The following is a 24,838-nucleotide window of genomic DNA, read 5'->3' on the forward strand; positions in this document are numbered from 1 at the left end:
CGCTCCGAAGGTATCCGCCCGCTCCGACAATTCACGGCCGCCGGGGATCTCTCGCCGTACGGTACCGCGTCTCCTCGGCCGTAGGGCGCCGCGGACGACTCAGGCGAAGAACTCCGTCAGGATGCGCGCCAGTGCGGCGGGTCGCTGCAGCACCGCGTGGTCCTCACCGGGCATCACCCGCAGTTCGGCGCCCGGAAGGGCCGCCGCGACCGCCTCCGTCGCCTTCGCGAGGCCGGGCGAGGTCTGGTCGCCGTAGACCGCCAGCACCGGCGCACCGATCCCGGCGACCCGCTCCTGCGGCCTCCCCTGCCAGGGCGCGGTGACCAGCACGTCGTACGGCAGGCTGGGGGCCTTGTCCGCCATGAACGCCCATCCCTCGCCGGCCTTCATCCCGGCGACCGCCTCGGCCGGGACGCCGACCGCCTCACGGAGGAACAGTTCGGTCGCGCCGTCGCGGTCCCCGGCCGCGACCAGCGCCCTGAGCCGGTCGTATATGTCGGCCGCCGGCCTCGGCTGGTCCTCGTCGGCGTGGTAAGGCGGTTCGTAGACGGCGACCCGGTCGATCGGCAGCCCGCGCCCGGCCGCCTCCAGCACCAGGATGGCGCCGGAGGAGTGGCCGAACACCGAGGCCCGGCCGCCCGCGTGCTCGATGACGGCCGCCAGGTCGGCGACCTCGTTCGCCACCTGGTAGTCCTCGCTCCTGTCGTCGCTGGCCCCCCGGCCGCGCCGGTCGTAGGTCAGCACGGTGAACGCCGGTGCGAGCTCGGCGGCGAGCGCGGCCACGGTCGAGCGATCGTTGAACGCGCCGCCGACCAGGATGACCGGCGCGCCCCGGCCGATCGTGTCGACGGCGAGGGTCGTGCCGTCCTCCGAAGTGATGGTCTGGGTCATGTCTGCCGGCCTTTCGGGTTGGCTTACGGGTGTGGCTTACGGTCGGGTGAAGGTGACGTGGGTGACGCCGCTGGGAGTGGACACCGACTCGACGCGGAAGCGCTTCTCGAGTTCCTCCAGCCCGTCCCACAGTCGTTCGCCGCGGCCCAGGACGATCGGGACGACGGCGACGTGCATGTGGTCGACCAGGTCCGCGGCCAGGAACTGGCGGACGGTGCTCGGCCCGCCGCCGATGCGCACGTCGAGGCCGCCCGCCGCCTCGCGGGCCTGACGCAGCGCCTCCTCGGGGGTGGCGTCGACGAAGTGGAAGGTGGTTCCCCCTTCCATCTTCACGGAGGGCCGGGGGTGGTGGGTCAGGACGAAGACCGGCGTGTGGAACGGCGGGTTCGGCCCCCACCAGCCGTTCCAGTCGTGGTTCTCCCACGGTCCCCGCTGCGGCCCGAACTTGTTGCGGCCCATGATCTCCGCCCCGATGCCCGTGTCCCACGTGCGGACTATGGCGTCCTCGACCCCGGTGCTCCCGCCGGTCTTCCCCTGCATGGCCTGGAAGGTACGCGTCTCGAAGAACCACTCGTGCAGGCGTTCGCCCGCGTGGCCGAACGGCTCGTCGAGGCTCTGCCCCTCGCCGGTGGCGAAGCCGTCCAGGGAGACGGCGAAGTTGTGCACCCTGACACGTGACATGGTTGATCTCCCGATCTCCACAGGTGATTGCGGATTGCAATCACTAAGAAGGAGCGTAGACTGGGTAATTGTAAAACGCAACCAGTTGGAGGTCGGCGATGCGAGACGAGCCCCGGTCGGGCTGCCCGATCAACGGGTCGGTGGAGGCGCTCGGAGACAGGTGGAGCCTCATCGTGCTGCGCGACGTGATCTTCGGTGGGCGCCGGCACTTCCGTGACCTGCTCGCCAACTCCATGGAGGGGATCGCGTCGAACATCCTCAGCAGCCGCCTCAAGGCCCTCGTCGCCAAGGGGCTCCTGACCCACGAGGAGGCGGGGCGCGGACGACGGGGGACCTACAGTCTCACCGAGGCGGGCATCCAGACGGTCCCGATCATGGTCGCGCTCGGCTCCTGGGGCCTGCGGCATCTCCCGACGACACCGGCGCTGGCCATCCGGGCGCGGTTGCTGGAGGAAGGCGGCCCGCCCCTTTGGGAGGACCTGATGGACGAGCTGCGCGAGGCGCACCTCGGCGTCCCCCGCCCGGACCCCGGCCGCCCCCGCGCGTCCCAGCTCCTCCAGGAGGCGTACGAACGCGTCGTGGCGGAGGGGCATCCGGACGGGCCCGTGAGGTCCGTGGACTCCGGGCTCAGGCGGTGATGACGCTCACGCGCCGCCGTACAGCAGGGGCAGGTCGACCAGGAGGACGCGGGGGTCGCGGGCGGCGGCCTCGGTGAGCGCGGGATCGAAACCGGCGCCGCTGTAGAGGGCGAGCACCGTGTCGCGCGTGTCGAGCCCTCGCATGTGCAGCTGGTCCCTGGCCTGCGCCAGGCGCTTCAGGTGGCCGACGTTCATGGTCTGCGACCGCTTCGCCTCGCCGACCGACAGGAGCCGGCGCGGGTGGTCGTCCTGCGGCGCGAGGGCGATCACGTCGACCTCGATGTTCTGTCCCCTGCCACCGCCGGGGGCGATCCCCGCGGCGACCTCGGTGGCGTACTCGCCGTCCCAGTCGTGGGCGAGCGCGAACTCCCGGCAGACGTGCTCGAAGTGCGGGCCCACCACCTGCGCCGCGAACCTGGCTCCGGCGCCCCGCCACACCCGGTCGGCCCATCCCCGCTCCAGCAGGCTCCAGGCCGGACGCATGATCGCCTCGTAGAACGTGACGAGCGGCTCGGCGACCCGGTAGAGCGAGCGCTTGCGGATCGGGTCGATCTCCTTGCGGATGAGCCGGCAGTCCTCCAGCACGGCGAGCGGATGGGCGATGTCGGTCGCCTTCCGCTCCATGTGCCCCGCGATGCCGCCCCGCGTGTTGTTCCCGGCCGCGATCGCGCCGAGGACGGCGTGGTAGAGCGCCTCGTCGCGGATCTCCATCTGGTTCGTCAGCAGGTATCGGGCCTCGCGGAAGAGCGGCACCGCGGGGTCGAGCACCCGCCTGACCACCCAGTCGTCGAGATCCTCGCCCGGCGCCTCGTGGTCGACGAAGCCGGTCCGGTACGCCGGCGTCCCGCCCACGATGGCGTTCACCTGAAGCGCGAGCCGGGGGTCCTCGATTCCCCAGAACCGCCGGAAGCCGATGGTCGAAGGGCTTCTTATAAGTGGACTTCTTAGAAGTGTACTTATACAGATGGCGATCTCAGTGGTCCGGCGCGAAGTGGGAGAGGACCTCGGGGTTGGCCATGGCGTCGCGGTTGGCCGCCCGGTCGACGGGCGTGCCGAGCAGGATCTTCCGTACGGGGACCTCCAGCTTCTTGCCCGACAGCGTGCGGGGGATGCCGGGGACCTCGTGGATCTCGTCGGGTACGTGCCGGGGCGACAGTTCGGTGCGCAGGGCCGTACGCAGCCGGGAGATAAGGTCGTCGGACAGCGCCGTGCCGTCGGCGAGCGTGACGAAGAGCAGCAGCCTGCCCTCCTGGCCGAGTTGCCCGGTGTCGATGACCAGGCTGTCGGCGATCTCCTCGAACCGCTCCACGACCCGGTAGAACTCGCTGGTGCCCATGCGCACCCCGCCGCGGTTCAGGGTGGAGTCGGACCGGCCGTAGATGACGCAGCCGCCGTCAGGGAGGATCTTGATCCAGTCGCCGTGCCGCCAGACGCCCGGATAGTCGGCGAAGTACGACTCCCGGTACCGGTCGCCGGAGGGGTCGTTCCAGAACATGACCGGCATGGACGGCATGGGCCGGGTGATGACAAGTTCGCCCACCTCACCGATGATCGAGGCCCCGGAGGGGTCGAACGACTCGACGGACGCACCGAGGCAGCGGCACGGGATGACGCCGGCCCGGATCGGCAGCAGCGGGACCGGGCCGACGAACCCGGTGCACACGTCGGTGCCGCCGGAGAACGAGCCGAGCTGCACGCCGGGCCCGACCTCGGAGTAGACCCAGGCGAACCCCTCCGGCGGCAGCGGCGAGCCGGTCGAGCCGATGCCGCGCAGCCGGTCGAGGCCCTCCGGCTTCACCCCGGCCTTCATGGACGCCACGATGTACGGCGCGCCCGTGCCGAAGTAGGTCACACCCTCCTCGGCGGCGAGCCGCCACAGGGCCTCGGTGCCGGGATGGGCCGCGCTGCCGTCGTACAGCAGGACGGTGGCGCCGGCCAGCAGGCCGCCGATGAGGTAGTTCCACATCATCCAGCCGGTGGTGGTGTACCAGAAGAACACGTCCCCCTCGCCGAGGTCCTGGTGGAAGGACAGCGACTTGAGGTGCTCCAGGACGATTCCGCCGTGGCCGTGGACGATCGGCTTGGGCAGGCCGGTGGTGCCCGAGGAGTACAGCACCCACAGCGGATGACCGAACGGCACCCGCTCGAACTCCAGCGGCGCGAACTCGGCGCGCAGGTCGTCCCAGCTCGGCGCGCCGTCGGGCGCCTCAGCGCCGAGCCGGGGGATCCAGACGGTAGCCCGCAGCGTCGGCAGCTTCCCGGCGATCTCGCGCACCACCTCCGACCGGTCGTACGCCTTGCCGCCGTAGCGGTAGCCGTCCACCGCGATCAGCACCTTCGGCTCGATCTGCGCGAAGCGGTCGGTCACGCTGGGCGCGCCGAAGTCCGGCGAGCAGGAGGACCAGATCGCCCCGAGCGAGGCGGTGGCGAGGAAGGCGATGAGCGCCTCGGGGATGTTCGGGACGTAGGCCGCGACCCGGTCGCCGAGCCCGACGCCGAGCCGCACCAGCCCCGCCCGGACCCGGGCGACCTCCTCGCGGATCTCGCCCAGCGAGTACTGCCAGCGACTGCCCGACTCGTCGCGGAAGACCACCGCCGTACGGCCGGGGTGGCCGCGCAGCGCGTTCTCGGCGTAGTTGAGGGCCGAGCCGGCGAACCATTCGGCGTCCGGCATCGTTCCACGGATGACGGGCCCGTCGCCACGCGTGCCGATCACGCCGAAGTAGTCCCAGATGGACGTCCAGAAGTCGGCCGGAGACTCGACCGACCACTTCCACACGTCCTCGTACGTACCGGTGTGGCCCAGCCGTTCCATGTACCGGGTGATCCGGGCGGCACGCACGACGTCGGGCGTGGGTTCCCAGAGCAGAGCGCCTTCCTCGACCATGCCCCCCATCTTCGCCATGCCCGGGCCAGGTGTCACCCTCGCGGCCCACACAGAACACCCCTGTCATATGTGGGTTCTGAGCTGGTCGATCGCGATGCGGGCGGCGGCCCCGATCGCGGCGTCGGCGCGCGGCTGGTTCTGCGCCGTGCTGAGCGACCGGGTGAAGACCGCCACGGCGTAGCGCCCGCCGTCGGGATACTCGACCACCCCGACCTCGTTGCGGAGCGTGGGCAGCGTGCCCGTCTTGCCGCTCACCGCGACGTCGTCGAACGGGAAGCCCGAGGCCAGCCGGTGCGGCCACACCTGCAGCGCCATGAGGCGGCGGACCGCCGCGCACGAGGCGGCGCCCGCCGCCTCGTCCCGCCAGATCATGGCCAGCAGCCGGGTCATCTCGCGTGGCGTGCTCCGGTTGCTCCGCTCCGGATGGAGCGCGCGCAGCCGTGCCACCACCTCGGGGTCCGCGCACGCCTGCATCAGGGCGGCCTGGTCCGCCACACCCGCGTCCTCCCACAGGCTGGTCAGCATGTCGCGGCAGTCGTGCACCACCCGCGTCTCCGTGAGCCCGAGACCGTCGAGCAGCGTGTTGACCGCCTCCCGGCCCACCCGCGCCAGCAGCACGTCGGCCGCGGCGTTGTCGCTCACCGTCATCATCAGGTACGCCAGATCGCGCAGCGACAGCGTGGCGTCGTCCAGCATCGCCGCCAGCCCGGTGCCCCCACGCGTACGGCCCTCCGCCGGAACGCGGACGAGCCCGGCGAGGTCGAGCAGCCCGCGCTCGGCCTGGCGGTGCAGTTCCAGCAGCAGGGGCAGCTTGAAGACCGACGCGAGCACCACCGGCTCGGCGGCCCGCAGGCCCACCTCGCGCCCGCCGTCGACGTCGACGGCGTGCAGCCATCCGGTGACGCCGGCGTTGCGGAAGACACGCTCCAGCGGATCCACGCCGGGGCTCACGCGAGGAACCCGGTCGCCGGGCGCGGCGCCACACGGGGCGTGGGCGGCGCTCCCTCGTCCACCATGCCCGCGCTCTCCTTCAGCACCCGTACGGCCACGGCCGTGAAGTCTCGCACGTACGGCCCCGGCTCGGCCCGCCAGGCCGGGAGGCAGCGCCAGGCCAGGGGCGTGCCCGCGAGCGGCCGCCACACCACCCCCGGCGTCTCCGCGGGTGCGCCGAACGCGACGGCCGTGCCGGACAGGACCAGGCCGAGGGCGAACTCCACGCGGTCTGTGCAGGTGATCGCGGTGGGGACGAATCCGCCGCGGCGGCAGGAGGCCAGCGTGTCGTCGTACAGACCGGGCTCTGCGTCCCGGGGGAACAGCACCAGCTCCCGCCCGGCCAGGTCGCCGAGGTGCACGGACGCCCAGGCGGTGAGCTCGTCGTCCTCGGCCAGCAGGACGCCCGGATGACGGACGAGCACGGGCCCGTAGGCGAGCCCGTCCGCGGCGACCGGATGCCGCAGCAGCCCGACGTCGAGCCTGCCCTCCAGCAACGCGGCGACCTGCGCGGCCGTGCCCATCTCGGCGGGCGACAGCCGTACGTCGGGGCGCCGGTCGCGGAACCCCGCGATGAGCGCGGCGAGCACGGGTGCGCCCAGGTCGGCAGGCACGCCCGCACGCACGACCGCCGCGTCGCCGCGCGCCAGGTCGGCCATGAGGTCGCGCATCCGCTCCACCCTGGCGACGATCTCACGGGCCTCGGGCACCAGCAGCCGGCCCGCCTCGGTCAGCGCGACCCGGCGGCTCGACCGCTCGAACAGGCGCATGCCCAGCTCCTCCTCCAGACGCCTGATGCGCTGGCTGAGCGGCGGCTGGGCCATGCCCAGCCGCGCGGCCGCGTTCCCGAAGTGCAGCTCTTCCGTCACGACGAGGAAGTAGCCGAGATGCCGGACAAGGTCCACGAGCTGGGAGCATATCCAAATCGCACATGAAGCGCGTTCATATCCATATTGGACATACTCCCGGCCGGTCTGCTGCCCTTGACGCGCACTCGACTCGAAGGGGGACGCATGAGAGAGCGAAGGCGGTGGCCGTACGTCACGGCGGGGGTGCTCGTTCCGGTGGTGGCCGCGGGGGCGACCATCTGGGCGCTGCGGACGAAGGGCTCACCCGAGGAGACCGCGCGGGACTTCCTCGCGGCCTGGTCACGCTCGGACTACGCGGCGATGCGCGCGCTCACCGCCGGCCCGCCGGCCTCTTTCGAGAGCACCTACCGCCGCTTCCACGACGACCTGAAGCTGACCGGGCAGCGATTCCAGGTGAGGGACGTCCAGGAGGAGACCGTGCGGTTCCGGGCACGGCTCACCGGCCCGCTGCCCATCGCGTACGACGGCAGGCTGCGGCTGGTCGAGAGCGACCGCGCCTGGAAGGTGGCCTGGACCCCGGCGGCCGTCCACCCGCGGCTGACCGGCGGCGTGCGGGCCAGGCTCACCACGGTGCCCGCCGAACGTGCCCCGACGACCGCCGCGGACGGCACCCGCATCGACACGCCGGACGCTCCGGGCTCCGTGCAGCAGATCGTGGAGGCACTCCGGGCTCAGTACGGCTCCCGCCTGGACGGCACCGCGTCCGCGCGGGCCGACCTCGTCGACACGCGGACGGGCTCGAAGGTCGTCACCCTCGCCGAAGGCGGGGCGAAGCCCGGCGAGCCGCTGCGGACCACGCTCGACCTGCGGGTGCACCGGGCGGGGGCGCGGGCCCTGGACGGCGTGGCCAAACCCGCCTCGCTCGTCGCGCTGCGCCCGTCCACGGGCGAGGTCCTGGCGGTGGTGAACAAGCCGGGCGGCTACAACCGCGCCCTGCTCGGCGCGTACCCGCCCGGCTCCACCTTCAAGGTGGTTACGGCCTCGGCCCTGGTCGCCGGTGGCGTCACGCCCGGCCAGACCGTCGAGTGCCCCGCCGAGAAGACGATCGGCGGCTTCCCGTTCCACAACGCCGAGCACCACGACTACGGCACGCTGCGCTTCGTCGACGCCTTCGCCCATTCGTGCAACACCACGTTCGGCGCCATGGCGGTGGACCGCCTCGGCGCGGACCGCCTGACCAAGGTGGCCGCCGACTTCGGGTTCGGCGCCACCATCAAGATCGGCGTGCCGGCCGTGGACGCCGCCTTCCCCGCGCCGCGCGACGAGACCGACCTCGCGTCCGCCGCCATCGGCCAGGGGCGCGTCCTGGCCAGCCCGCTGAACATGGCCGCGGTCGCGGGCGCCGTCGCCGCGGGCACCTGGCGCCAGCCCCGGCTGGTCCCGGCCTCACTCGTCCCGGACGCCACTCCTCCCCGCCGGCTGGAGCCTGCGGTCGTGTCCGCGCTGCGGAGGCTGATGCCCGCCGTGGTCAGCGAGGGCACGGCGAGCGGTGTCTCCTTCCCGCCGGGCGCCGCGGGCAAGACCGGCACGGCCGAGTACGGCTCGGGTGAGGCGGGGTCGGGCGAGGCGGGGTCGGGCAACGAGCCGCCCACCCACTCGTGGTTCATCGGATACAGGGGCGACCTGGCCTTCGCGGTGGTGGTCGAGGGCGGCGGCACCGGCGCGGAGGTCGCCGCCCCGGTCGCCGCCCGCTTCCTCAGGGCGCTCTGAGCGACGACCGTACGCTCGTCGGCCTCCTCCGCAGCGGCCGGAAGGCCGGCTCCGATCGTCGGAACCGGCCTCTCGGCCCGGCAGGCGAGCCGGGGTGGTTCAGTACACCTCGCTCCTGTTGTTGTTGATCTCGTCCAGGATCCGGATCGCGTCGCCGTAGCGATCCCCGTTGCCCGCTACGGGAAGGGCGAGCGTTCCGGCGGCGAAGAGAGCCGCGTCACGGACGGTGTGGACGCCGTTCCGGAGGCCCGCCGCCGAGGAGACCGTCGTGTCGGCGTTGACGCGCCGGGTGGCCAGGTTGAAGTAGCCGGCGAGAAGCTGGGTGCGCAGGATGTTCACCTGCGGGCCGCCCGCCGTCAGGACGGCCGTGACCTCGGCCGGCGACAGGGCGCCGTCTGCGGTCGAGCCGTCCGCCCTCTCGAAACGCTGGTCGGTCGCCTGGATGCGGGCGAGGATCTCGCCCGTCCACTGCTGCGAATGGTTCTTCCAGTACCCCTGGCTCAGCGGGTCGCGCGTCGCGGGCACCTGGGTGATCCTCGTCGTGGCCGACGCGGTCACGGGCGCGTACGTGCAGCCGTTGGCGTTGGTGAACGTCACCCGGGCCGTGTTCGCGACCGTGCTTCCCGGCGCGGCGAGCAGGCTCGGCCGGGCCGTGTACTCGATCGCCTTGCGGCCCGAGGCGCCGGCGACGCCGCCGACGTGCCAGACCAGGGTGCGGGTGCCGTCCCCGTTGAGGGTCACCTCCGGCGCGGGCCCGGCTCCCGTGTCCAGCGCCCTGCTGTAGTACACCCCGGCGGGGAGGACGTCGGTGACGACCACGTCGTCCGCGCCGCCGCTGCCCGTGTTCTCGTACGTGATCCGGTAGGTGATCGCCTCGCCCGCGTTGACCGACGGGGTGGCGGTCTTCGACACGGCGAGCACCGGCGCGTGCACGGTGGTCGTGACCGTGCCGGAGCCGGAGAAGGCGTTGCCGAGCATGTCCTTGGCCGTGGCGGAGGCCCTGTTGGTCAGGACCGTGCCGTCCTCGGCGGTGCACGGCACCTCCACGCTCACGTGGCGCGTCGCACCGGCTCCGACGGGGAGCAGGCCGATGTCGAAGACGGCGCGCGTACCGTCGGGTGCGACGTCGGTGAGTTCGGTGGAGAGCGCCGGGCCGCGGCCCGTGTTGGCGACCTTCGCGTCGTAGCCGACGGTGTCACCGGGGTTGGCGCCTGCCGGGCCGGTGGTGTCCACGGCCGGTTCCGGCCGGACCAGCGGGGCGAGGAACGCGCGGTTGTCGCGGACGGCGTCGGGGTCGGGCTCGCCCTCGGTGGGCCTGCCGGCCGTCGGGAAACCGTCGATGGTCCGGAACCCGTAGAAGATCCTGTTCCAGTCCTCGGAGCCGTTCAGTGTTCCCAGGATGGCTGCCTCGCCGGGGTCCTGGGTGCCGTTGCCGTTCGCGTCGTTGAAGTCGCCGTTGATGTTCGCGGACACGTTGGCGGTCGGCAGCGGCGGCCCGCACGTCGCGCCGGACAGTCCGCCGCCGTCCCAGTCGTTGCCGCCCGCGCCGGCGACGCCGATTCCCGCGCACTCGTCCAGGCCGGGCGGCAGCACCTCGTTGAGCGGCGAAAGGGCGACGCGGGAGTAGTCGCAGCCTCCCGGGACGACTCCGGGGAACGCCGGGACGCTGCAGTCCTGGAAGGTGTAGTTCATGAGGCTCAGGTAGTTGGGTTTGTTGTTGACGCTGTCGCCGCCGCCGTGCTGCAGGCCGAGGGTGTGGCCGAACTCGTGCATGAGCGTGCCCGCCTGCTCGTTCTGCGTGCCGACCGAACGGCCGCCGGCGTCGGTGCCCCAGCAGGCGCCGCCCCCCGCGTTCGTGCCGCCCAGGGCGACGATGAAGTTCACGCCGGGGATGCCCTTCGCCCAGCCGCTCGTGCAGTCGTTGGCCGCGGACCGGTAGTTGGTCTGGTGGACGAACAGCGCGTAGCGGAAGAGGAGGTCGCGGGCCTTGTTCATGTTCTTCAGGGTGAAGAAGTTAGTCGCCGGCCTGCCGGCGGCTCCGTCCCAGTCGACCACCGTGTTGCCGGCCTCCGCGATCCGGTCGCCGCCGCCTCCGTAGTTGCCGAAGGTCCCCACCGGTGCCGCCGTCCCTGCACGCGGCACCGTGGTGGCGGTTCCCGGGGCCTGGCGGAACATGTTGCCGACGTCGACGTGCAGTTGGAGCCCCTTGGTGCCGTCGGCGTTGTCCACGGGAGCGTCGGCGAACGCCTGGACGACCGATTGGACCGCCCCCTGAGCCGGGCAGTGGTCGTGGTCGGCGGCGGCCAGGCAGTCGACCTCCAGGAACAGGTCCTTCCGCAGCGGGTCGGCGCCCATGCCGGGGAGATCGACGTCCACGGTGCCGTCGCCGTCCGCGTTGTAGCCGTTGCGCTCCCATCCGTCGAGCAGGAAGTCGCCGTCGGAGTCGCCGCTGGTCGACTCGGTGCTGACGTCGAAGCACACCTTGACGCGGGGTTCGTCGTCGTCTCCGCCGTCCCCCGTCGAACACGACTGGGGCCAGTTGACCTGGTCCTCCTGGCCGGTGTGGTCGATCCACTTGCCGTTGTAGTAACTGACCCTGAAGTCGAGGTTGTTGTCGTCGTCGCGCGGGCTCGCGTCGCCGAGGTCGTCGCCGGAGCTGTCGTCCCTGTCCCAGATCTGGATGGTGACCGGCACGTTCACCACGCTGTCGGGAACCTGCGTCGACACCACCCAGAACGGGTCGATGCTCCCGTTGTTGTCGATGATGGGGGTAGACGGGTCGTCGTCGCTGCTACCCGGTGGCTGTTTTACGCCGTTTATCCACACTTTGGCGTAGAAATCGGCGTGGCCTTCCAGCGCGGCCTCCAGCCCCTCCTCGTCACAGTCGTCCACGCACTCCACATGGGTGATGGTGACGGAGAAGGGGCGCGTACCGGCGGCTCGGGCGGTTCCACCGGCAAGGTTCATCGCGAGCATCCCGAGGAGAAGCACCGCGACGGCTGAGATTCGACTGATCATCGCGAATCCTTGCGTAGGAGATTTGCGCTCAGGATCGATCGCGTGATCAGGCCTGCCAAGAGTATCCGTATACTCACCTAACTCTGCGGATCACCCGCATTCCGCCTAGTGCTCCAGTGACACATCGAGTTCGTGTTCGGACCTGCGCTGGTAGAGGAAGGCCAGGGCGAGCGTCACCCCAGCCTGGCGGCCAGGTTCCCGGTGAGCTCACGTCACCTGTCACCGCTGCCTGGTGGACGGGTGTTCAGCCGCCGATGCCGACGACGTCGACGTGTACCCGCCACAACCTCTGCGGAAGTGCACACCGGGGCGTGGTGTGCAGGCAGGCGTAGTCGGTCATGGTGCTCACGTCGGCGGAACCGGCGGTGCCGGTGCGGTACACCTCGAACAGCGGCTGATCGGTCGGGTATCCGCCGCGGGTCAAGGCCTTCACGAGAGCCGGTCCGCTGACGGCGGTCGGGCGGTACGCCGCGGGGAGGGAGATGCCGAGGGTCTGTCCGATGCGAAGGGTGATCGTCTTGCCGTTGTCGGCCTCGGTGAGCGTGACGCTCGGCTCACCGGTGATGGCGTCGTCGACGCAACTCGCCGTCGGGGCCGGTCCAGTGCCGGTGACGTGCGTCCCGGAGGTGGTGGCGGCGCACCCGGCCGGCTGGGCGGCCGCCACCGCCGCTCCTCCGGCGACTGCCGGTGTGGCGAGCATGGTCAGCAGGCCGACGATCGTGCTCAGGCCCAAGGTCATCCGTCTTGTCCAAGCCACGGCTACGCACCTCTCAGCGCACGCGGGACGGTGCCGACCCAGGCCGGGACACCGCACGATGGAATTCCGGCAGACGCATAGTCAATGACGACCTTGCTGGTGTCAAGGATCGGTGAATATTTCAGGAATCGCCCACTCGCGGCTCGCCCCTTGACCGGCACCTGCCGCTCTGACGTGCACGTTCGTTCTGCCGGGCAGGAGAACGCGGCTACCGGGATCAGAACCCGGCCCAGTACTCCAGAGGCAGGGTCGTGCCGGGCACCGGCACACGCCGACGTCTCAGCGGCCCGTACGGCCGGCCGGGGTGGTCAGGCGGGCGACGGCCGCGACGACCTCGGAGGGGTTGGCGAGGTCGGGCAGCACGATGTCGGCGCCCGCCTCGTGCAGCTCGGCCGGGGTGGACCGGCCCGAGGCCACGGCGATCATCGCCGCGCCGCCGATCCGCGCCGCCTGGACGTCGCGGGCGGAGTCGCCGACGAGCACGGTGTTGCCCGCGGTGAAGGCGGCGCCGTGCCGCTCCCTGGCCCGGCCCTGGGCGACCTGCAGCAGGGTGGCCTTCGGATAGACCTCCTCGCCGTACCCGCCCACCTCGAAGTCGATCCACTTGTCCAGGCCGAAGGCCTTGAGCTTGTGGACGGCGTTGCTCTTGACGGTCCCGGTGAGCACCGACTGCACGACGCCGTCGAGACGGGAGACGGCCTTGAGCGCGTCCCGCGCCCCGGGCATCGCACGCCCCTCCCTGGTCAGACGGTCGCGCCGTTCGGCGAAGCAGACGGCCAGCGCGTCGAGGAACCTCGGCAGGTGGTGGTCCTCGACGGCGATGCCGTTGACGGCCAGGGTCTCGAAGACGATCTCGGAGTCGGGGCGGCCCGCCGCCGGCGCGAGTTTCACCAGCGGCCGTCCCGTCACCATCCGGAAGGCTGCCGCGTAGGCGTCGCGGGTGACGATGGCGACGTCGACGAGCGTGAGGTCGACGTTCCAGAGAACGAGGCGGTTGATCGCGGCCTCCGTGGGGGGGTGCGTCGGGGATCGTGCCCAGCGTACGGCCCACGGGCGGGGCAGACGATGCCGCGGCCGTCACCGGCATACCGAATGTGCGATCCGGCGCCCGCGGGTACGCGACCCGGACCGGCACGGCGCCGCGCCGTGCCGGGCTTCGATGGCTCCTCGACGTGGAGGAACGCCAGGCCCGCCGGGACGCGTGAGCCCGGGCGGCCGTCAGACGAAGTCGAGTGCGTCGGCCAGCGAGTCCACCACCGGGACTCCGACGCCCTCCAGGTCGGACCGCCGCGTCATGCCGCCCGTGTAGAGGACCGCGCGGGCGCCGACGTGCAGTGCGGCGTGGGCGTCGTCCACGCTGTCGCCGATGACGACGACCTTCGCCGAGTCGATGCCCAGCGCGCGCAGGTGCTCGACCATGTGCTCGGCCTTGTGACCCCCGGACGCCGAGCGCAGTCCGTCGACCCGCCGGAAGTGACCGTCGATGCCGAACTCGCCGACCTTCCGGACCAGCCGCTCGTGGCCCCACATGGACAGCAGCGACTGCGTGCGGCCCGACTCGTCCCAGGCGCGCAGGCTCGACAGCGCGCCCTCGGCGAGATTGCAGACCTCCATCAGCCGGTGATAGTGCTCGTGGAAACCCGTGTCGAGCAGCTCCCACTCGCCCTCGCGCAGCGGCCGGCCGAGCATCCGCTCGTACGCCACCCAGATCGGGCGGGTGTAGACCTCGCGGAAGCCCTCCACGTCGTACGGACCGAGGCCGTACGACTGGAAGAGCTCGTTGGTCGCGCCGATGACGGCGTCGACGTCGTGGAAGAGCGTCCCGTTCCAGTCCCAAACAATGTGTGTCATCGCGTCTCAAGCTTAGACGGCGCCTGTGACGAAATCGTGAACTGCGCCGGTCAGGTCAGCAGATCGGGGATCTCCTGCGTGGCGTACCAGAGCAGTTCGTGGTCCTCCACGCCGTCCACGACGAACCGCGCGTCGTCGTCCCCGCCGTCGGCGGCGGGCAGCACCGCGATCGCCGCCTCGACGTCCGGCACGGCGGCCGGATCGTCTACGTGCACCGCGGCGAGCAGCTTCAGCGGAACCGGCTCGACCACCCGGACGCGGGCGCGCTCCTCCAGGCCGCCCCCGGCCTTCACGGTCTCGTCCGGCACGTCGGCCGCGAGGACCACCCGCCGGGCGGCGCCCTCTCCGTCACCGGCCGCCGGGCCGGCGGCCAGCAGGCGCAGCGAGGCGCGGGCGGCCTCGGTGAGCGCGACGTACTCCAGTTCCTCGGTGTCCCCCGAGGCGTACCACTCGATCAACGCGGGGGTGACCGCGAAGCCGGTCAGCGGAGCCGGACCCAGCTCACCGGCGGCGACGACGCGCGCCAGCGCGGGCAGCGTGGACGGCAGATACACGCGCATGCGTTCCTCGACTCGATATCGGTGCGGCCGGGACACCCCCGGCCCGTCCCTGCGGCTGAATCTACAGACCGGGCGGCTGCTCCGCGGAGCGTGCCGCGCGCAGCGGCACGCCGAACAGGCGCTCCATCTCGGCGATGGTCGCCGTGGGATCGGTGTGGTGGACGCCGACCAGCCCGAGGGCCCGCGCCGCCGTGATGTTCGCCTCGATGTCGTCGACGAACACGCACTGCCCCGCCTCCAGCGCGAGCAGGCCGAGCGCGTGGTGGAAGATGCGCTCCTCCGGCTTGCGCATGCCGACCTCGCCGGAGATGACGACCGCGTCGAAGATGGCCTCCCAGCCCTCGCGCGTGTAGTGGTCGCCCCACGAGTTCGACACCAGGCAGGTGCTCAGCCCCGCGACGCGGGCCAGGCGCAGCATCTCGTTCATCTCCTCGACCGGCCGGAACCCGGCGAACATCCGGGTCAGCAGGCCGTCGGCCTCGGGCTGGCCGCCGTCGAGGGTGACCAGGCGGGCGGCCAGCTCGCGCTCGAAGTCGAAGATGGGGATCTCGCCGCGCTCCAGCGCGTGGATCGGGTTCTCTCCGCCTGACTGGACACCGGCCTGGTAGGCCTGGGTGACCAGCGCGCGCATGACCTCCCGGTAGTGCCGGGGGTCGATCCGGTCGGCCTCGATCCACTCCACGATGGACTCGGTCAGGCTCGTCGTCAGAACCCCGCCCCAGTCGATCAGCACACCCTTGAGCACCGCGCCTCCCAGCCGACGTGCCTTCCAAATATAGGTCTCCCCCGGCGACCGCCCCGCCCAAGCCCGCGCGAGACCAGGCGGCCAGGGGCTCAGGCGCGCAAGGGCTCAAGCGGGCAGGGCTCAGGCGGGCAGCGCTCAAGCGGGCAGCGCTCAAGCGGGCAGGGGCTCAGCGGGACTGGGCGAAGACGCGCTGGGCCACCTTGAGGTGCTCGGGGGACCGCAACGCGCCGGGGTCGGTGCGGATCGGCCCGAAGAGGCCGCGCCTCTCCTTCAGCCGCAGGATCCGCAGCACCGACTCGTCGATCCTGCTTTCGGAGATCCGCCCCGACCTGACCGCCTTGAGGATGGCGTCGTACGCCTTCGGGAGGTTCGGCGGCATGAGGAGCATGTCGGCCCCGGCGAGGACCGCCCGCACGACCACCTCGCTGTCGCCGTACTTCTTGCGCACCCCGGCCATGTCCAGCGCGTCCGTGCTGATCACGCCGCCGAAGCCGAGTTCGTCGCGGAGCAGGCCGGTGAGGATGCGGTGCGACAGCGTCGCCGGGTCGCCCGAGGGGTCCAGCTGCGGCATCACCACGTGCGCCGACATGACGACGTCCACGCCGTGGGCGATTGCCGTGCGGAACGGCGGCGCGTCCAGCGTCCGCCACTTGGACATCGTGTGCTTGATGACCGGGAGGCCGGTGTGGCTGTCGACGGAGGTGTCGCCGTGGCCGGGGAAGTGCTTGGCGACGGAGGCCACCTTCGCCGCGTGGAAGCCGTCGACGGCCGCGCCGACCATCGGCGCCACCTTCTTCGGGTCCGAGCCGTAGGCGCGCGGCCCGATGACCGGGTTGCGGGGGTTGACGTTGACGTCGGCGACCGGGGCGAAGTCGAGGGAGATGCCGAGGGCGCGGAGTTCCTCACCCGTGACCCGGGCGACGTCCCGCGCGTTGGCGGGCTGGCCGGTCGCGCCGATCTGCGCCGCGCCGGGAAGCTTGGTGACCAGGGCGCGGAGCCGGGAGACGATGCCGTTCTCCTGGTCCACGCCGATCATGAGCGGCGCGCCGCCGTCCTCGCGGGCCGCCTCGCGCAGGCCGGTCGTGAGCGCCGCCACCTGCCCGGCCCCCGACACGTTGCCCGCCCAGTCGAACAGGATCACCCCGCCGGGCCGGAACTTCTCCACGACCTCCGCCGGTGTCGCCACGCCGTACCGCGCCTGGTTCTCCTTGCTCGGCCCTCCGGCCTTCGCGCCCCAGACCACGACGGTGAACAGCTGCGCGACCTTGTCCCGCAGGTTCATCGAGGAGAGCGTCCGCTCGGCCAACCCCTTCGACGCCCCCTCCGCCGACGCCTCCGACGACGACGCGGCCGGGGTGGCGGCGGTAGAGGCGGCGGAGGATGCCGCCGCGGACGCGGACACCGGCGCGGCCGCACCCCGCGAGGCCTGCGCGCCGGCGGCGCCGGTTCCGGACGAGCATCCGGCCACGAGGAGGGCGGCGAGCATGACCCCGCCTTGTCTGAGTCCTGGCACGCCTTTTACCGTAACCGCACCTCCGGCCTGCTCACCCACCGGCTCGCGGACTGGCATGGGCGGCGGGACGAGGCGCCCGCCGCCCACGCCGTACGGATCAGAGCCCGAGGTCCTCCAGGCCGGGCAGCACCGCACGCGCGGCGGCCTTGGCGTCCCGCGCGGAGGTGGCGGACCGGGCCGCGGCGGCGGCGGAACGGCACTCGCCGAGTGTGTGCCGGGCCAGTGCGGCACGCACCCACGGGAGCGCGGGAGCGCCCATCGACAGCGAGGTCACCCCCATGCCGACGAGCACGCAGGCGAGCACCGGATCGGCCGCCGCCTCGCCGCAGACCCCGCAGCCCTTGCCCGCCTCGGTGGCGGCCGAGGCGGCCATGGCGATCAGGTCGAGCACCGCCGGATGCCACGGGTCCTGCAGCCCGGCGACGGCGCTGACCTGGCGGTCGGCCGCGAGCGCGTACTGCGTGAGGTCGTTGGTGCCGATCGAGAAGAAGTCGGCGGCCCGGATGAGGTCCGTCGCGCGGAGCGCCGCCGACGGCACCTCGATCATGATTCCCGCGCTGTCCAGCCCCGCCGTACGGCAGGCCTCGGCGAACCACTCGGCCTCCTCGGCCGTGGCCACCATCGGCGCCATGACCTGGACCTTGGCGGACGTGCCCGCCGCGGCGGCGGCCAGCGCGCCGAGCTGGGCGGCCATGATCTCGGGGTAGCGCCGGAACATGCGCAGGCCGCGTTCCCCGAGCGCCGGGTTCGGCTCCTCCTCCGGCGGCGGCAGGAACGCGAGCGGCTTGTCGGCCCCGGAGTCGAGCGTGCGCACCACCACCCGGCCGCGGGGGAACGCCTCGAACACCGCGCGGTAGGCCTCCTCCTGCTCGTTCGCGGACGGCGCCGACGCGCGGTCGAGGAAGAGGAACTCGGTGCGGTAGAGACCGACGCCCTCGGCGCCGTGTTCGAGAGCGCCGGGCAGGTCGCGCGGGCCGCCGATGTTGGCGAGTAGCGGCACGGGGTGACCGTCGGCGGTCGCGCCGGGGCCGTCGGCCGCCGACAGCGCCGCGCGCCGAGCCTCGACGGCCCGGCGGGCCGCCGCGACCCGGTCCGGGCCGGGGGAGAGCAGCACCTCACCCGAGCCGCCGTCCACCAGCACGGGAGTGCCGGGGGCGATCGCGGTGGCGCCCGCGCAGCCGACGACGGCGGGCACGCCCATCGCGCGGGCGAGGATCGCGGTGTGGCTGGTCGGCCCGCCCTGCTCGGTGACGAACGCGGCGACCACGTCCTTCGACAGCAGCGCGGTGTCGGCCGGGGCGAGGTCCCTGGCGACGAGCACGAACGGCTCGGCGGCGCTCGCCGGCACGCCGGGCATGGGCAGGCCGGTGAGCACGGCGATGGTCCGGTCGCGGATGTCGTCGAGGTCGGTCACCCGCTCGGCGAGGTAGCCTCCGGCCGCGGCGAGCAGGTCGCGGTACTTGCCGAAGGCGTCGAAGACGGCGCGCGGGGCGGCCACGCCCCGGTCGATCAGCGCGCCCACCTCCGCCGCCAGGCTGGGATCGCGGGCCATCAGCGCCTGCGCGCCGAGCACCTCCTGGGCCTCCCCGCCCGCCCTGGCGCCGCGCGCCTCGAGGTCGGCGGCCACCTCCTCGACCGCCCGCTCGGCGCGGACCCGCTCGGCGGCGGCGTCGCCGCCGTGGCGCGACTCCTTGTCCGGCTCGGGGATCTCCCCCGCCAGCACGTGGGCCGGGCCGTATCCGGCGCCGGGGCTGACCGCCGTGCCGGTGAGCGACCCCGGGCCGGTCACCGTCCCTCCCCTGCCGGGCGCCTCCCGGCCCGTCTCCCCGTCCCCCGTGAGGGCCGCCGGACCGGTCACCCCGTCCCCCGCTCCCGCTCCCGTGCCCGTCGCCTCGCCGCCCGACGGCGTCCGCCGTGTGCTCACCGCGCGTCCGCCGGCGTCAGGGGGCCGCGGCGATCTGGGCGAGTTCGTCGAGCAGCGCGTCGGCCCCCTCGCCCTCCGCGCTGATGACGATCGACTCCCCCTGCCGTACGTCGAGCGCAAGCACCGACAGGATGCTCTTCGCGCTCACCGGCGCGCCGCCCGCCTTGGCGATGGTGACGTCGAACGACGCCTTCGCCGCGGTCTGCACGAACGTCGCCGCCGGGCGGGCGTGCAGCCCGACCTCCGACGTGACACTGACTCTGCGCTCGGCCACGTTCTCTCCTCACTCCGCGCGGTGGTCTAGACCGCGGGTGGTTCCGTCAAAGGCCAGTCAATACCCGACATGTCTGGGATTACCAGATCAGCATGCGACAGTTCATCCGGGTGATGCGTGGTGGCCACCGCGACGCAGGTCATACCCGCCGCCTGGGCCGCCTCGATACCCGCGAGCGAGTCCTCGAACACCACGCACGCGGCGGGGTCCACCCCGAGAAGGTCCGCGGCCAGAAGATAGCCGGACGGATCGGGCTTGCCCACGGTCACGTCCTCGGCGGACACGATGGTCCGGACCACCTCCAGGACCCCGATCTCGGTCAGCCGTTCCACCGCCCAGTCCCGATCCGCCGAGGTCACCAGCGCGAGCGGCGACCCGTGCCCGGCGACCCGCAGGACCAGGTCGGCCGCGCCCGGCACGGGCACGATGCCGGGCAGGTCCGGATGGCCGTAGTAGGAGGAGATCTCGTCCATCAGCACCCGCGCGTCCATGTCGGGGAACACCTCGGGGATGACGTCGGAGCCGCGGCGGCCCATGAAGCGCCGCAGCAGCGTCTCGTCGTGGGCGATCCCGTGGCTGTCCAGGAGCATCCGCCACAGGGCCCGGCTGCGTATCTCCGTGTTGATCAAAGTGCCGTCGAGATCGAAGAGCGCGGCCTTCACGACGGCCTCACGCCCACTCGAACAGCGTGTCGCCCGCGTTCACGCTGCCCTCGGCGATCCCGCCGACCGCGTCCCGCACCGCGTCGAGCGCCACTACCGGGCAGACCGGCGACCGGCCGCCCGCCTCCACGACCGCGGGGTCCCAGGCCACCACCGGCTGACCGGCCCGTACGCGGTCGCCCTCGGCGGCGAGCAGGCGGAAGCCCTCCCCCTTGAGCTGGACGGTGTCGATGCCGAGATGCACCAGCACGCCCCTGCCGTCGTCGCCCACCACGACGTACGCGTGGGGGTGCAGTTTCACGATCGTGCCGTCGATCGGGGCCAGGGCCTCGACGGGCTCCCTGCGGGGATCGATCGCGGTGCCGGGGCCGACCATCGCCTGGGAGAACACCGGATCGGGCACGGCGGACAGCCCGATGGCCGCCCCCGCGACAGGGGCGAGAACAGTCGTCAATGAAGCGCCCTTCCCTGAGGTTCCGGGCAGGCGTCACGCAGGGGCCGCCGGAGACCCGTGAGGGACGGGCGAGGGACCGGCGGGCCCGTCGTGACCTGCCGGTTCAGCCGATGATGTCCTCGATGTCGCTGGCGATGGTGTCGGCCTCGGGGCCCACCACGACCTGGACGACGTTGCCCGCGGCCATCACTCCGTGGGCGCCGGCCGCCTTGAGCGCGGCCTGGTTCACCTTCGACGCGTCGTGCACCTCGGTGCGCAGCCGCGTGATGCACGGCTCCACCTCGATGATGTTGTCGGCGCCACCGAGCCCGGCGATGATCGCCTCGGCGTCTGCAGCCATGGGGGTCCTCCTGGTATTCGGTCGGTCCGTCGTTCAGTCGGTCTGGGTGACCTTCTTCAGACCGCGGGGGGAATCGGGGTCGATACCGAGCCTGCGCGCGAGCGCCTCGGTGAGCAACTGCCCCGGGACGATGAGTCCCAACGGCGCCACCCACTCGGGCAGGTCCGGACCGTTCAGCGCGGCGGTCGAGGCCGCGGCGAGCCGCTCGCCGCCCCCGACGCCGTACGCGGCGGCGCCCGCGCCGGTGACCCGCTCGGCCAGCGCGACGGTGCCCGCGAGTGTGGGGCCCTGTCCGGACGCGACCAGGATCGCCGGGGTGTCGGCGTCCACGACCGCGATCGGGCCGTGCAGCAGGTCGGCGTACGAGAGGCCCATCGCGTGCAGGTAGCACGCCTCCTTGAGCTTGAGCGCGAGCTCCAGCGCGGTCGAGAACGCCAGGCCGCGGCCGGAGACGACGACGCCGGGCTTGTCGGCCAGGCCCTCGACCACGGCGTCCAGGTCGCCGGGGTCGGAGACGAGCTTCTCCACCGCGTCCGGCACCCGGCGCAGGTCGTCGGGGTCGACGTCGGCGCCGAGGCCGATGGCGAGCACGGCCAGCGCGGCGAGCTGGGTCGTGTAGGTCTTCGTGGCCGGGACGGCCTTCTCCTCGCCGGCGAGCGTGCACAGCGCGAGGTCGGCCGCCTGCGCCAGCGGCGAGTCCTCGCCTCCGTTGGTGACGGCGACGGTCCGCGCGCCGCAGTCCTTCGCCCACTGGAGGGTCTCGACGATCTCCTCCGTACGGCCGGACTGGGACAGGCCCACGGCCAGCACGCCGTCGAGGTCGAGTCTGCGGCGGTAGGTGGTGGCGATCGAGGGGGCGCCCAGCGCGGCCATCCGGCCCGTCCGCGCCTCGATCAGGTAGCGGCCGTACACGGCCGCGTTGTCCGAGGTCCCGCGGGCGACGAAGAGCAGGTGCCGGGTGCCGCGGGCGACGGCCTCGACCTCGCCGGTCCGCGGGAGCAGGGCGTCCAGCGTCGCCCGGATCGCCGCGGGCTGCTCGGCGATCTCACCGCGCATTCTGGTCGTCATCAGTGATCATCCCCTGCTTGGCGAGATTTGTCTGTTATGGATCCGTCGCCGGCCCATACATTGACACATATTTCCCGGCTGTGGTCTAGTCCGGACTAGACCAGTAAGAACCTTAACTTATCCACACGATCCGGAGCGAGAGGGGAGGGATCAGTGGCCCAGATCGATCCGGACAGCCCGGTGCCGAAGTATTTCCAGCTACGGGAGATCCTGCTCGACCTCATCGAGAACAACGAGCTGCCGATCGGCGCGGCGATCCCCTCCGAACGCGACCTGAGCCAGCGCTTCGACCTGTCTCGTATGACGGTACGGCAGGCCGTCGACCACCTGGTGTCCGAGGGGCGGCTGCACCGTGTGCCGGGCAAGGGCACGTTCGTGGCGCGGCCGAAGATCGAGCTGGCCCTCCAGCTCACCTCCTTCACCGACGACATGCGGGCGCGCGGCATGGAGCCGGGCTCCCGCGACCTGGACCGGCGGGTGGTCCGGGCCAGTGCCCACCTCGCGCGGCAGCTCGGCATCCAGCCGGGCGACGCCGTCCACTTCATCGAGCGCCTGCGCACGGCGGACGGGGAACCGCTGAGCATCGAACGGGCCCACATCCCGGTCAAGCTCGCGCCCGGCCTCGATGAGTTCGACCTGACCGGACGATCCCTGTACGCCCTGCTCGAGTCGCGCTACGCGCTCGTGATGGACGCCGGGGAGCTGACCATCGACGGCGGCGTCGCCGATCCAAGCGACGCCGACCTGCTCAAACTGCCCCGGGGCGGGGCCGTGCTGCTGCTGCAGCGCCGGTCCTTCGCCGGCGGGGTCTGCGCCGAACTCGGCGTCTCGACCTACCGGGCCGACCGCTACCAACTCCGGACGCTCCTCGGAGCCCCGGCCAGACGCCTCTAGCTACCCCCATCCTGGAGGAACAGCCCATGAGTTCCACCTCCGCCGACGCGGGCCTGCCGGCCGCACCCTCGGGCCAGAACGCGGTGATGACCGCACTCTCCCGCATCGGCCGCTCCCTGATGCTTCCGATCGCGGCGCTGCCCGCCGCGGCGCTCCTCCTCCGGATCGGCCAGGACGACCTGCTCGGCCGTACGGACAACGCGACCCTGGACAAGATCGCACAGGTCATCGGCGGCGCGGGCGGCGCCCTGTTCGACGCGCTGCCGCTGCTGTTCGCGGTGGGTGTCGCGGTCGGCTTCGCCCGGCGGGCCGACGGCTCGACCGCCCTGGCGGCCGTGGTCGGCTACCTCGTCTGGGACCGGGTCACCCACCTGATGTTCTTCGACGCCGCCGCGGACGCGGCGGTGCACAAGAAGGTGGCGCAGTCCGTCCTGGGGGCGGACGGCAAGCCTGCCGAGGCGCTCAACCTGGCGTCGGCCAACCCGACCGGAGTGCTCGGCGGCATCCTCATGGGCCTCGTCGCGGCCGTCCTGTGGCAGCGGTACTACCGCACGAAGCTGCCCGCCTACCTGGCCTTCTTCGGCGGGCGGCGCTTCGTGCCGATCCTCACGGCGCTGGCCGGGCTCGTCCTCGGCGTCGTCTTCGGCCTGATCTGGCCGCCGATCGGTGAGGGGCTGTCCAACTTCGGCAGCTGGCTGGCGAACAACTCGACGCTCGGCGCGGGCATCTACGGGATCGTGAACCGGGGCCTCATCCCCTTCGGCCTGCACCACTTCGTCAACTCGATCGTCTGGTTCACCGTGCCGGAGTGCACCGTCGGGGCCACCCACGCCGCGGGCGACCTGAACTGCTACTTCGCCGGGCAGGACGGCGCCGGCGCGTTCATGGCGGGCTTCTTCCCGGTCATGATGTTCGGCCTGCCGGCCGCCGCCATCGCGATGTGGCGGGCCGCCCCGCCGCACCGCCGCGCCACCGTCGGCGGCATCATGATCTCCTCGGCGCTGATCTCCTTCGTCACCGGCATCACCGAGCCGATCGAGTTCGCGTTCATCTTCGTGGCGCCGGTGCTGTTCGCGGTGCACGCGCTGCTCACCGGCGTCTCGATGGCACTGGTCGCGTTCCTGGACGGACGCCTCGGCTTCGGGTTCTCCGCCGGAGCCATCGACGCCGCGCTGAACGCGACGAAGGACAACACGCACAACTTCTGGCTGATCATGCTGATCGGCGTCGTCTACTTCGTCCTCTACTACGTGATCTTCAGCTTCCTCATCAAGAAGCTGAACATCCTGACGCCCGGCCGGGAACCCGAGCCCGATGTGGACTCCGGGGAGAGCGCCGAGACGGCGCGCGCCCGCGCCTGACGCGTCACACCCCCTTGCGGGGAGCAGGGGCGCCCGGCGATCCCGGGCGCCCCTGTCGCGTTCTCCACGAATTCCGGATGACCTCAACGTTCTTCGCCATGTTCCGGTAACAGGGGATGTTCCCCCAGCTCCGCCGGATCTTCCCGGACGAACGGCGGCACACGGCGGCGATTCTCGGCAAAGTTGGCGACCCCGGTATCAGGCGGGATGACCGAAATCTCTATTAGGCGTCAGAACCCGGCGCGCGAGAGCGGAGTCCCGATGCCCAAGCCCGTCCCCCTGCCACGGCTCGCGTCCGTCCCCCCGGCCGATCCTCCGTACGACGACCGGGACGGCGGCCCGGTCACCTACGGCGCGCTCGCCCTCGCCCCGGCGACCCTTCCGGCGCCGCCCGTGTCCTACCCGTACGGGCGGCCGGGGGGCTCCCTCACCGACGAGCGCCGCCTGCGCGGGCTCGGCCAGGCGCTGGCGGAGATCCTGGCGGGCCGCAGACCGCCGGAGACGGTGGCCGGCCGGCTCACCGAGCGGGCCTACCGCGAGCTGGTCCGGGCGGGAAAGATGATCGACACCGAGCGGCCGCCGCTCACCGGGCTCCCGCACGTGCAACGGCCTCTGGAGGGGGTCATCGAGATGTGCCTGCTGGTCAACTGCGGGCCGCGCAGCCGCGTGCTCGCCGTGCGGCTGGAGCGGCAGGGCATGCAGTGGCTGGTCACCGACTTCGAGACCGCCTGACCCCGCGCGTCCCCGGCCC

General features: G+C 72.2%; 24 protein-coding genes. 5 read left to right on the forward strand and 19 right to left on the reverse strand.

What is annotated here, in order from left to right:
- Nucleotides 1-99 precede the first annotated feature (99 nt).
- Together FED44_RS08675 and FED44_RS08680 are read right to left on the reverse strand one after the other, a co-directional pair.
- Complete coding sequence (locus FED44_RS08675; RefSeq protein ID WP_138460344.1) at nucleotides 100-891, reverse strand: alpha/beta fold hydrolase; 792 nt, start codon at nucleotides 889-891, stop codon at nucleotides 100-102.
- A 36-nt stretch (nucleotides 892-927) separates the two neighbouring features.
- Nucleotides 928-1,572: a dihydrofolate reductase family protein gene (locus tag FED44_RS08680; RefSeq protein WP_138460345.1), complete on the reverse strand. Its 645-nt coding sequence runs from the start codon at nucleotides 1,570-1,572 to the stop codon at nucleotides 928-930.
- A 98-nt stretch (nucleotides 1,573-1,670) separates the two neighbouring features.
- On the opposite strand from FED44_RS08680, the gene FED44_RS08685 reads away from it, so the two are divergent.
- Nucleotides 1,671-2,210, forward strand: a complete 540-nt coding sequence (locus FED44_RS08685; RefSeq protein ID WP_138460346.1) for a winged helix-turn-helix transcriptional regulator — start codon at nucleotides 1,671-1,673, stop codon at nucleotides 2,208-2,210.
- A gap of 6 nt (nucleotides 2,211-2,216) precedes the next feature.
- Here the strand turns inward: FED44_RS08685 and FED44_RS08690 are convergent, their stop codons facing one another.
- The 4 genes from FED44_RS08690 to FED44_RS08705 form a co-directional block, all read right to left on the reverse strand.
- Nucleotides 2,217-3,074, reverse strand: coding sequence for an AAA family ATPase (locus tag FED44_RS08690; protein ID WP_111699375.1), 858 nt, complete (start codon nucleotides 3,072-3,074; stop codon nucleotides 2,217-2,219).
- Nucleotides 3,075-3,183: 109 nt separating this feature from the next.
- A complete protein-coding gene (locus FED44_RS08695) occupies nucleotides 3,184-5,097 on the reverse strand; it encodes an acetoacetate--CoA ligase (protein ID WP_138460347.1) in 1,914 nt (637 codons plus the stop codon).
- 63 nt (nucleotides 5,098-5,160) lie between these two features.
- Nucleotides 5,161-6,048 carry a serine hydrolase gene (locus FED44_RS08700; protein WP_244301799.1) on the reverse strand — a complete coding sequence of 296 codons (888 nt, stop codon included), beginning with the start codon at nucleotides 6,046-6,048 and terminating at the stop codon, nucleotides 5,161-5,163.
- A complete protein-coding gene (locus FED44_RS08705; protein ID WP_138460348.1) occupies nucleotides 6,045-6,992 on the reverse strand; it encodes a LysR family transcriptional regulator in 948 nt (315 codons plus the stop codon). Before FED44_RS08705 ends, FED44_RS08700 begins: the two co-directional genes overlap by 4 nt.
- 108 nt (nucleotides 6,993-7,100) lie before the next feature.
- On the opposite strand from FED44_RS08705, the gene FED44_RS08710 reads away from it, so the two are divergent.
- The gene (locus tag FED44_RS08710; RefSeq protein ID WP_138460349.1) at nucleotides 7,101-8,666 is read left to right on the forward strand and encodes a penicillin-binding transpeptidase domain-containing protein; all 1,566 of its coding nucleotides are present in this window, start codon (nucleotides 7,101-7,103) and stop codon (nucleotides 8,664-8,666) included.
- A gap of 99 nt (nucleotides 8,667-8,765) precedes the next feature.
- Here FED44_RS08710 and FED44_RS08715 read toward each other — a convergent pair whose 3' ends face one another.
- From FED44_RS08715 to FED44_RS08775, 13 genes are all read right to left on the reverse strand, one after another.
- Complete coding sequence (locus tag FED44_RS08715; RefSeq protein ID WP_138460350.1) at nucleotides 8,766-11,684, reverse strand: DUF11 domain-containing protein; 2,919 nt, start codon at nucleotides 11,682-11,684, stop codon at nucleotides 8,766-8,768.
- 244 nt (nucleotides 11,685-11,928) lie between these two features.
- Nucleotides 11,929-12,423, reverse strand: coding sequence for a hypothetical protein (locus FED44_RS08720; protein WP_138460351.1), 495 nt, complete (start codon nucleotides 12,421-12,423; stop codon nucleotides 11,929-11,931).
- Nucleotides 12,424-12,720: 297 nt separating this feature from the next.
- The gene (locus tag FED44_RS08725; RefSeq protein WP_138460352.1) at nucleotides 12,721-13,440 is read right to left on the reverse strand and encodes an HAD family hydrolase; all 720 of its coding nucleotides are present in this window, start codon (nucleotides 13,438-13,440) and stop codon (nucleotides 12,721-12,723) included.
- A gap of 219 nt (nucleotides 13,441-13,659) precedes the next feature.
- Entirely contained in the window at nucleotides 13,660-14,292 is a 633-nt protein-coding gene (locus FED44_RS08730) for an HAD family hydrolase (RefSeq protein ID WP_111699368.1), read from the reverse strand.
- Nucleotides 14,293-14,342: 50 nt separating this feature from the next.
- Nucleotides 14,343-14,852, reverse strand: coding sequence for a DUF6912 family protein (locus FED44_RS08735; protein ID WP_138460353.1), 510 nt, complete (start codon nucleotides 14,850-14,852; stop codon nucleotides 14,343-14,345).
- Between the two features lie 61 nt (nucleotides 14,853-14,913).
- Nucleotides 14,914-15,597, reverse strand: coding sequence for an HAD family hydrolase (locus FED44_RS08740; RefSeq protein WP_138460354.1), 684 nt, complete (start codon nucleotides 15,595-15,597; stop codon nucleotides 14,914-14,916).
- A gap of 166 nt (nucleotides 15,598-15,763) precedes the next feature.
- Complete coding sequence (locus tag FED44_RS08745) at nucleotides 15,764-17,110, reverse strand: glycoside hydrolase family 3 protein (protein ID WP_244301800.1); 1,347 nt, start codon at nucleotides 17,108-17,110, stop codon at nucleotides 15,764-15,766.
- Between the two features lie 97 nt (nucleotides 17,111-17,207).
- Nucleotides 17,208-18,899, reverse strand: coding sequence for a phosphoenolpyruvate--protein phosphotransferase (gene ptsP / locus FED44_RS08750; protein ID WP_138460600.1), 1,692 nt, complete (start codon nucleotides 18,897-18,899; stop codon nucleotides 17,208-17,210).
- 151 nt (nucleotides 18,900-19,050) lie between these two features.
- Nucleotides 19,051-19,308, reverse strand: a complete 258-nt coding sequence (locus FED44_RS08755; protein WP_117410359.1) for an HPr family phosphocarrier protein — start codon at nucleotides 19,306-19,308, stop codon at nucleotides 19,051-19,053.
- Nucleotides 19,309-19,334: 26 nt separating this feature from the next.
- Complete coding sequence (locus tag FED44_RS08760) at nucleotides 19,335-19,970, reverse strand: HAD family hydrolase (protein WP_117410360.1); 636 nt, start codon at nucleotides 19,968-19,970, stop codon at nucleotides 19,335-19,337.
- Between the two features lie 7 nt (nucleotides 19,971-19,977).
- Nucleotides 19,978-20,424, reverse strand: coding sequence for a PTS sugar transporter subunit IIA (locus tag FED44_RS08765; RefSeq protein WP_117410361.1), 447 nt, complete (start codon nucleotides 20,422-20,424; stop codon nucleotides 19,978-19,980).
- A gap of 103 nt (nucleotides 20,425-20,527) precedes the next feature.
- Complete coding sequence (locus FED44_RS08770; protein WP_036329147.1) at nucleotides 20,528-20,764, reverse strand: PTS sugar transporter subunit IIB; 237 nt, start codon at nucleotides 20,762-20,764, stop codon at nucleotides 20,528-20,530.
- A 33-nt stretch (nucleotides 20,765-20,797) separates the two neighbouring features.
- Nucleotides 20,798-21,832, reverse strand: a complete 1,035-nt coding sequence (locus tag FED44_RS08775) for an SIS domain-containing protein (RefSeq protein WP_117410362.1) — start codon at nucleotides 21,830-21,832, stop codon at nucleotides 20,798-20,800.
- 153 nt (nucleotides 21,833-21,985) lie between these two features.
- On the opposite strand from FED44_RS08775, the gene FED44_RS08780 reads away from it, so the two are divergent.
- The 3 genes from FED44_RS08780 to FED44_RS08790 all read left to right on the forward strand — a co-directional run bounded on the left by FED44_RS08780 (nucleotide 21,986) and on the right by FED44_RS08790 (nucleotide 24,819).
- Nucleotides 21,986-22,726 carry a GntR family transcriptional regulator gene (locus FED44_RS08780; protein WP_117410363.1) on the forward strand — a complete coding sequence of 247 codons (741 nt, stop codon included), beginning with the start codon at nucleotides 21,986-21,988 and terminating at the stop codon, nucleotides 22,724-22,726.
- Between the two features lie 26 nt (nucleotides 22,727-22,752).
- On the forward strand, nucleotides 22,753-24,087 hold the full coding sequence (locus FED44_RS08785) for a PTS transporter subunit EIIC (RefSeq protein WP_117410364.1): 1,335 nt from the start codon (nucleotides 22,753-22,755) through the stop codon (nucleotides 24,085-24,087).
- A 261-nt stretch (nucleotides 24,088-24,348) separates the two neighbouring features.
- Nucleotides 24,349-24,819 carry an Rv3235 family protein gene (locus FED44_RS08790; RefSeq protein WP_117410365.1) on the forward strand — a complete coding sequence of 157 codons (471 nt, stop codon included), beginning with the start codon at nucleotides 24,349-24,351 and terminating at the stop codon, nucleotides 24,817-24,819.
- The last annotated feature ends 19 nt before the right edge of the window (nucleotides 24,820-24,838 follow it).

The sequence above is a fragment of the Microbispora triticiradicis genome (assembly GCF_005864065.1).
Classification (GTDB): Bacteria; Actinomycetota; Actinomycetes; order Streptosporangiales; family Streptosporangiaceae; genus Microbispora; species Microbispora triticiradicis.

Bases quoted from the DNA above. Each gene is read 5' to 3' on its own strand.
- FED44_RS08735 (WP_138460353.1), bottom strand. From the start codon at position 14,852: ATGCGCGTGTATCTGCCGTCCACGCTGCCCGCGCTGGCGCGCGTCGTC.
- FED44_RS08715 (WP_138460350.1), bottom strand. From the start codon at position 11,684: ATGATCAGTCGAATCTCAGCCGTCGCGGTGCTTCTCCTCGGGATGCTC.
- FED44_RS08710 (WP_138460349.1), top strand. From the start codon at position 7,101: ATGAGAGAGCGAAGGCGGTGGCCGTACGTCACGGCGGGGGTGCTCGTT.
- FED44_RS08720 (WP_138460351.1), bottom strand. From the start codon at position 12,423: ATGACCTTGGGCCTGAGCACGATCGTCGGCCTGCTGACCATGCTCGCC.
- FED44_RS08695 (WP_138460347.1), bottom strand. From the start codon at position 5,097: ATGGTCGAGGAAGGCGCTCTGCTCTGGGAACCCACGCCCGACGTCGTG.
- FED44_RS08770 (WP_036329147.1), bottom strand. From the start codon at position 20,764: ATGGCTGCAGACGCCGAGGCGATCATCGCCGGGCTCGGTGGCGCCGAC.
- FED44_RS08790 (WP_117410365.1), top strand. From the start codon at position 24,349: ATGCCCAAGCCCGTCCCCCTGCCACGGCTCGCGTCCGTCCCCCCGGCC.
- FED44_RS08785 (WP_117410364.1), top strand. From the start codon at position 22,753: ATGAGTTCCACCTCCGCCGACGCGGGCCTGCCGGCCGCACCCTCGGGC.
- FED44_RS08775 (WP_117410362.1), bottom strand. From the start codon at position 21,832: ATGACGACCAGAATGCGCGGTGAGATCGCCGAGCAGCCCGCGGCGATC.
- FED44_RS08685 (WP_138460346.1), top strand. From the start codon at position 1,671: ATGCGAGACGAGCCCCGGTCGGGCTGCCCGATCAACGGGTCGGTGGAG.
- FED44_RS08680 (WP_138460345.1), bottom strand. From the start codon at position 1,572: ATGTCACGTGTCAGGGTGCACAACTTCGCCGTCTCCCTGGACGGCTTC.
- FED44_RS08675 (WP_138460344.1), bottom strand. From the start codon at position 891: ATGACCCAGACCATCACTTCGGAGGACGGCACGACCCTCGCCGTCGAC.
- FED44_RS08730 (WP_111699368.1), bottom strand. From the start codon at position 14,292: ATGACACACATTGTTTGGGACTGGAACGGGACGCTCTTCCACGACGTC.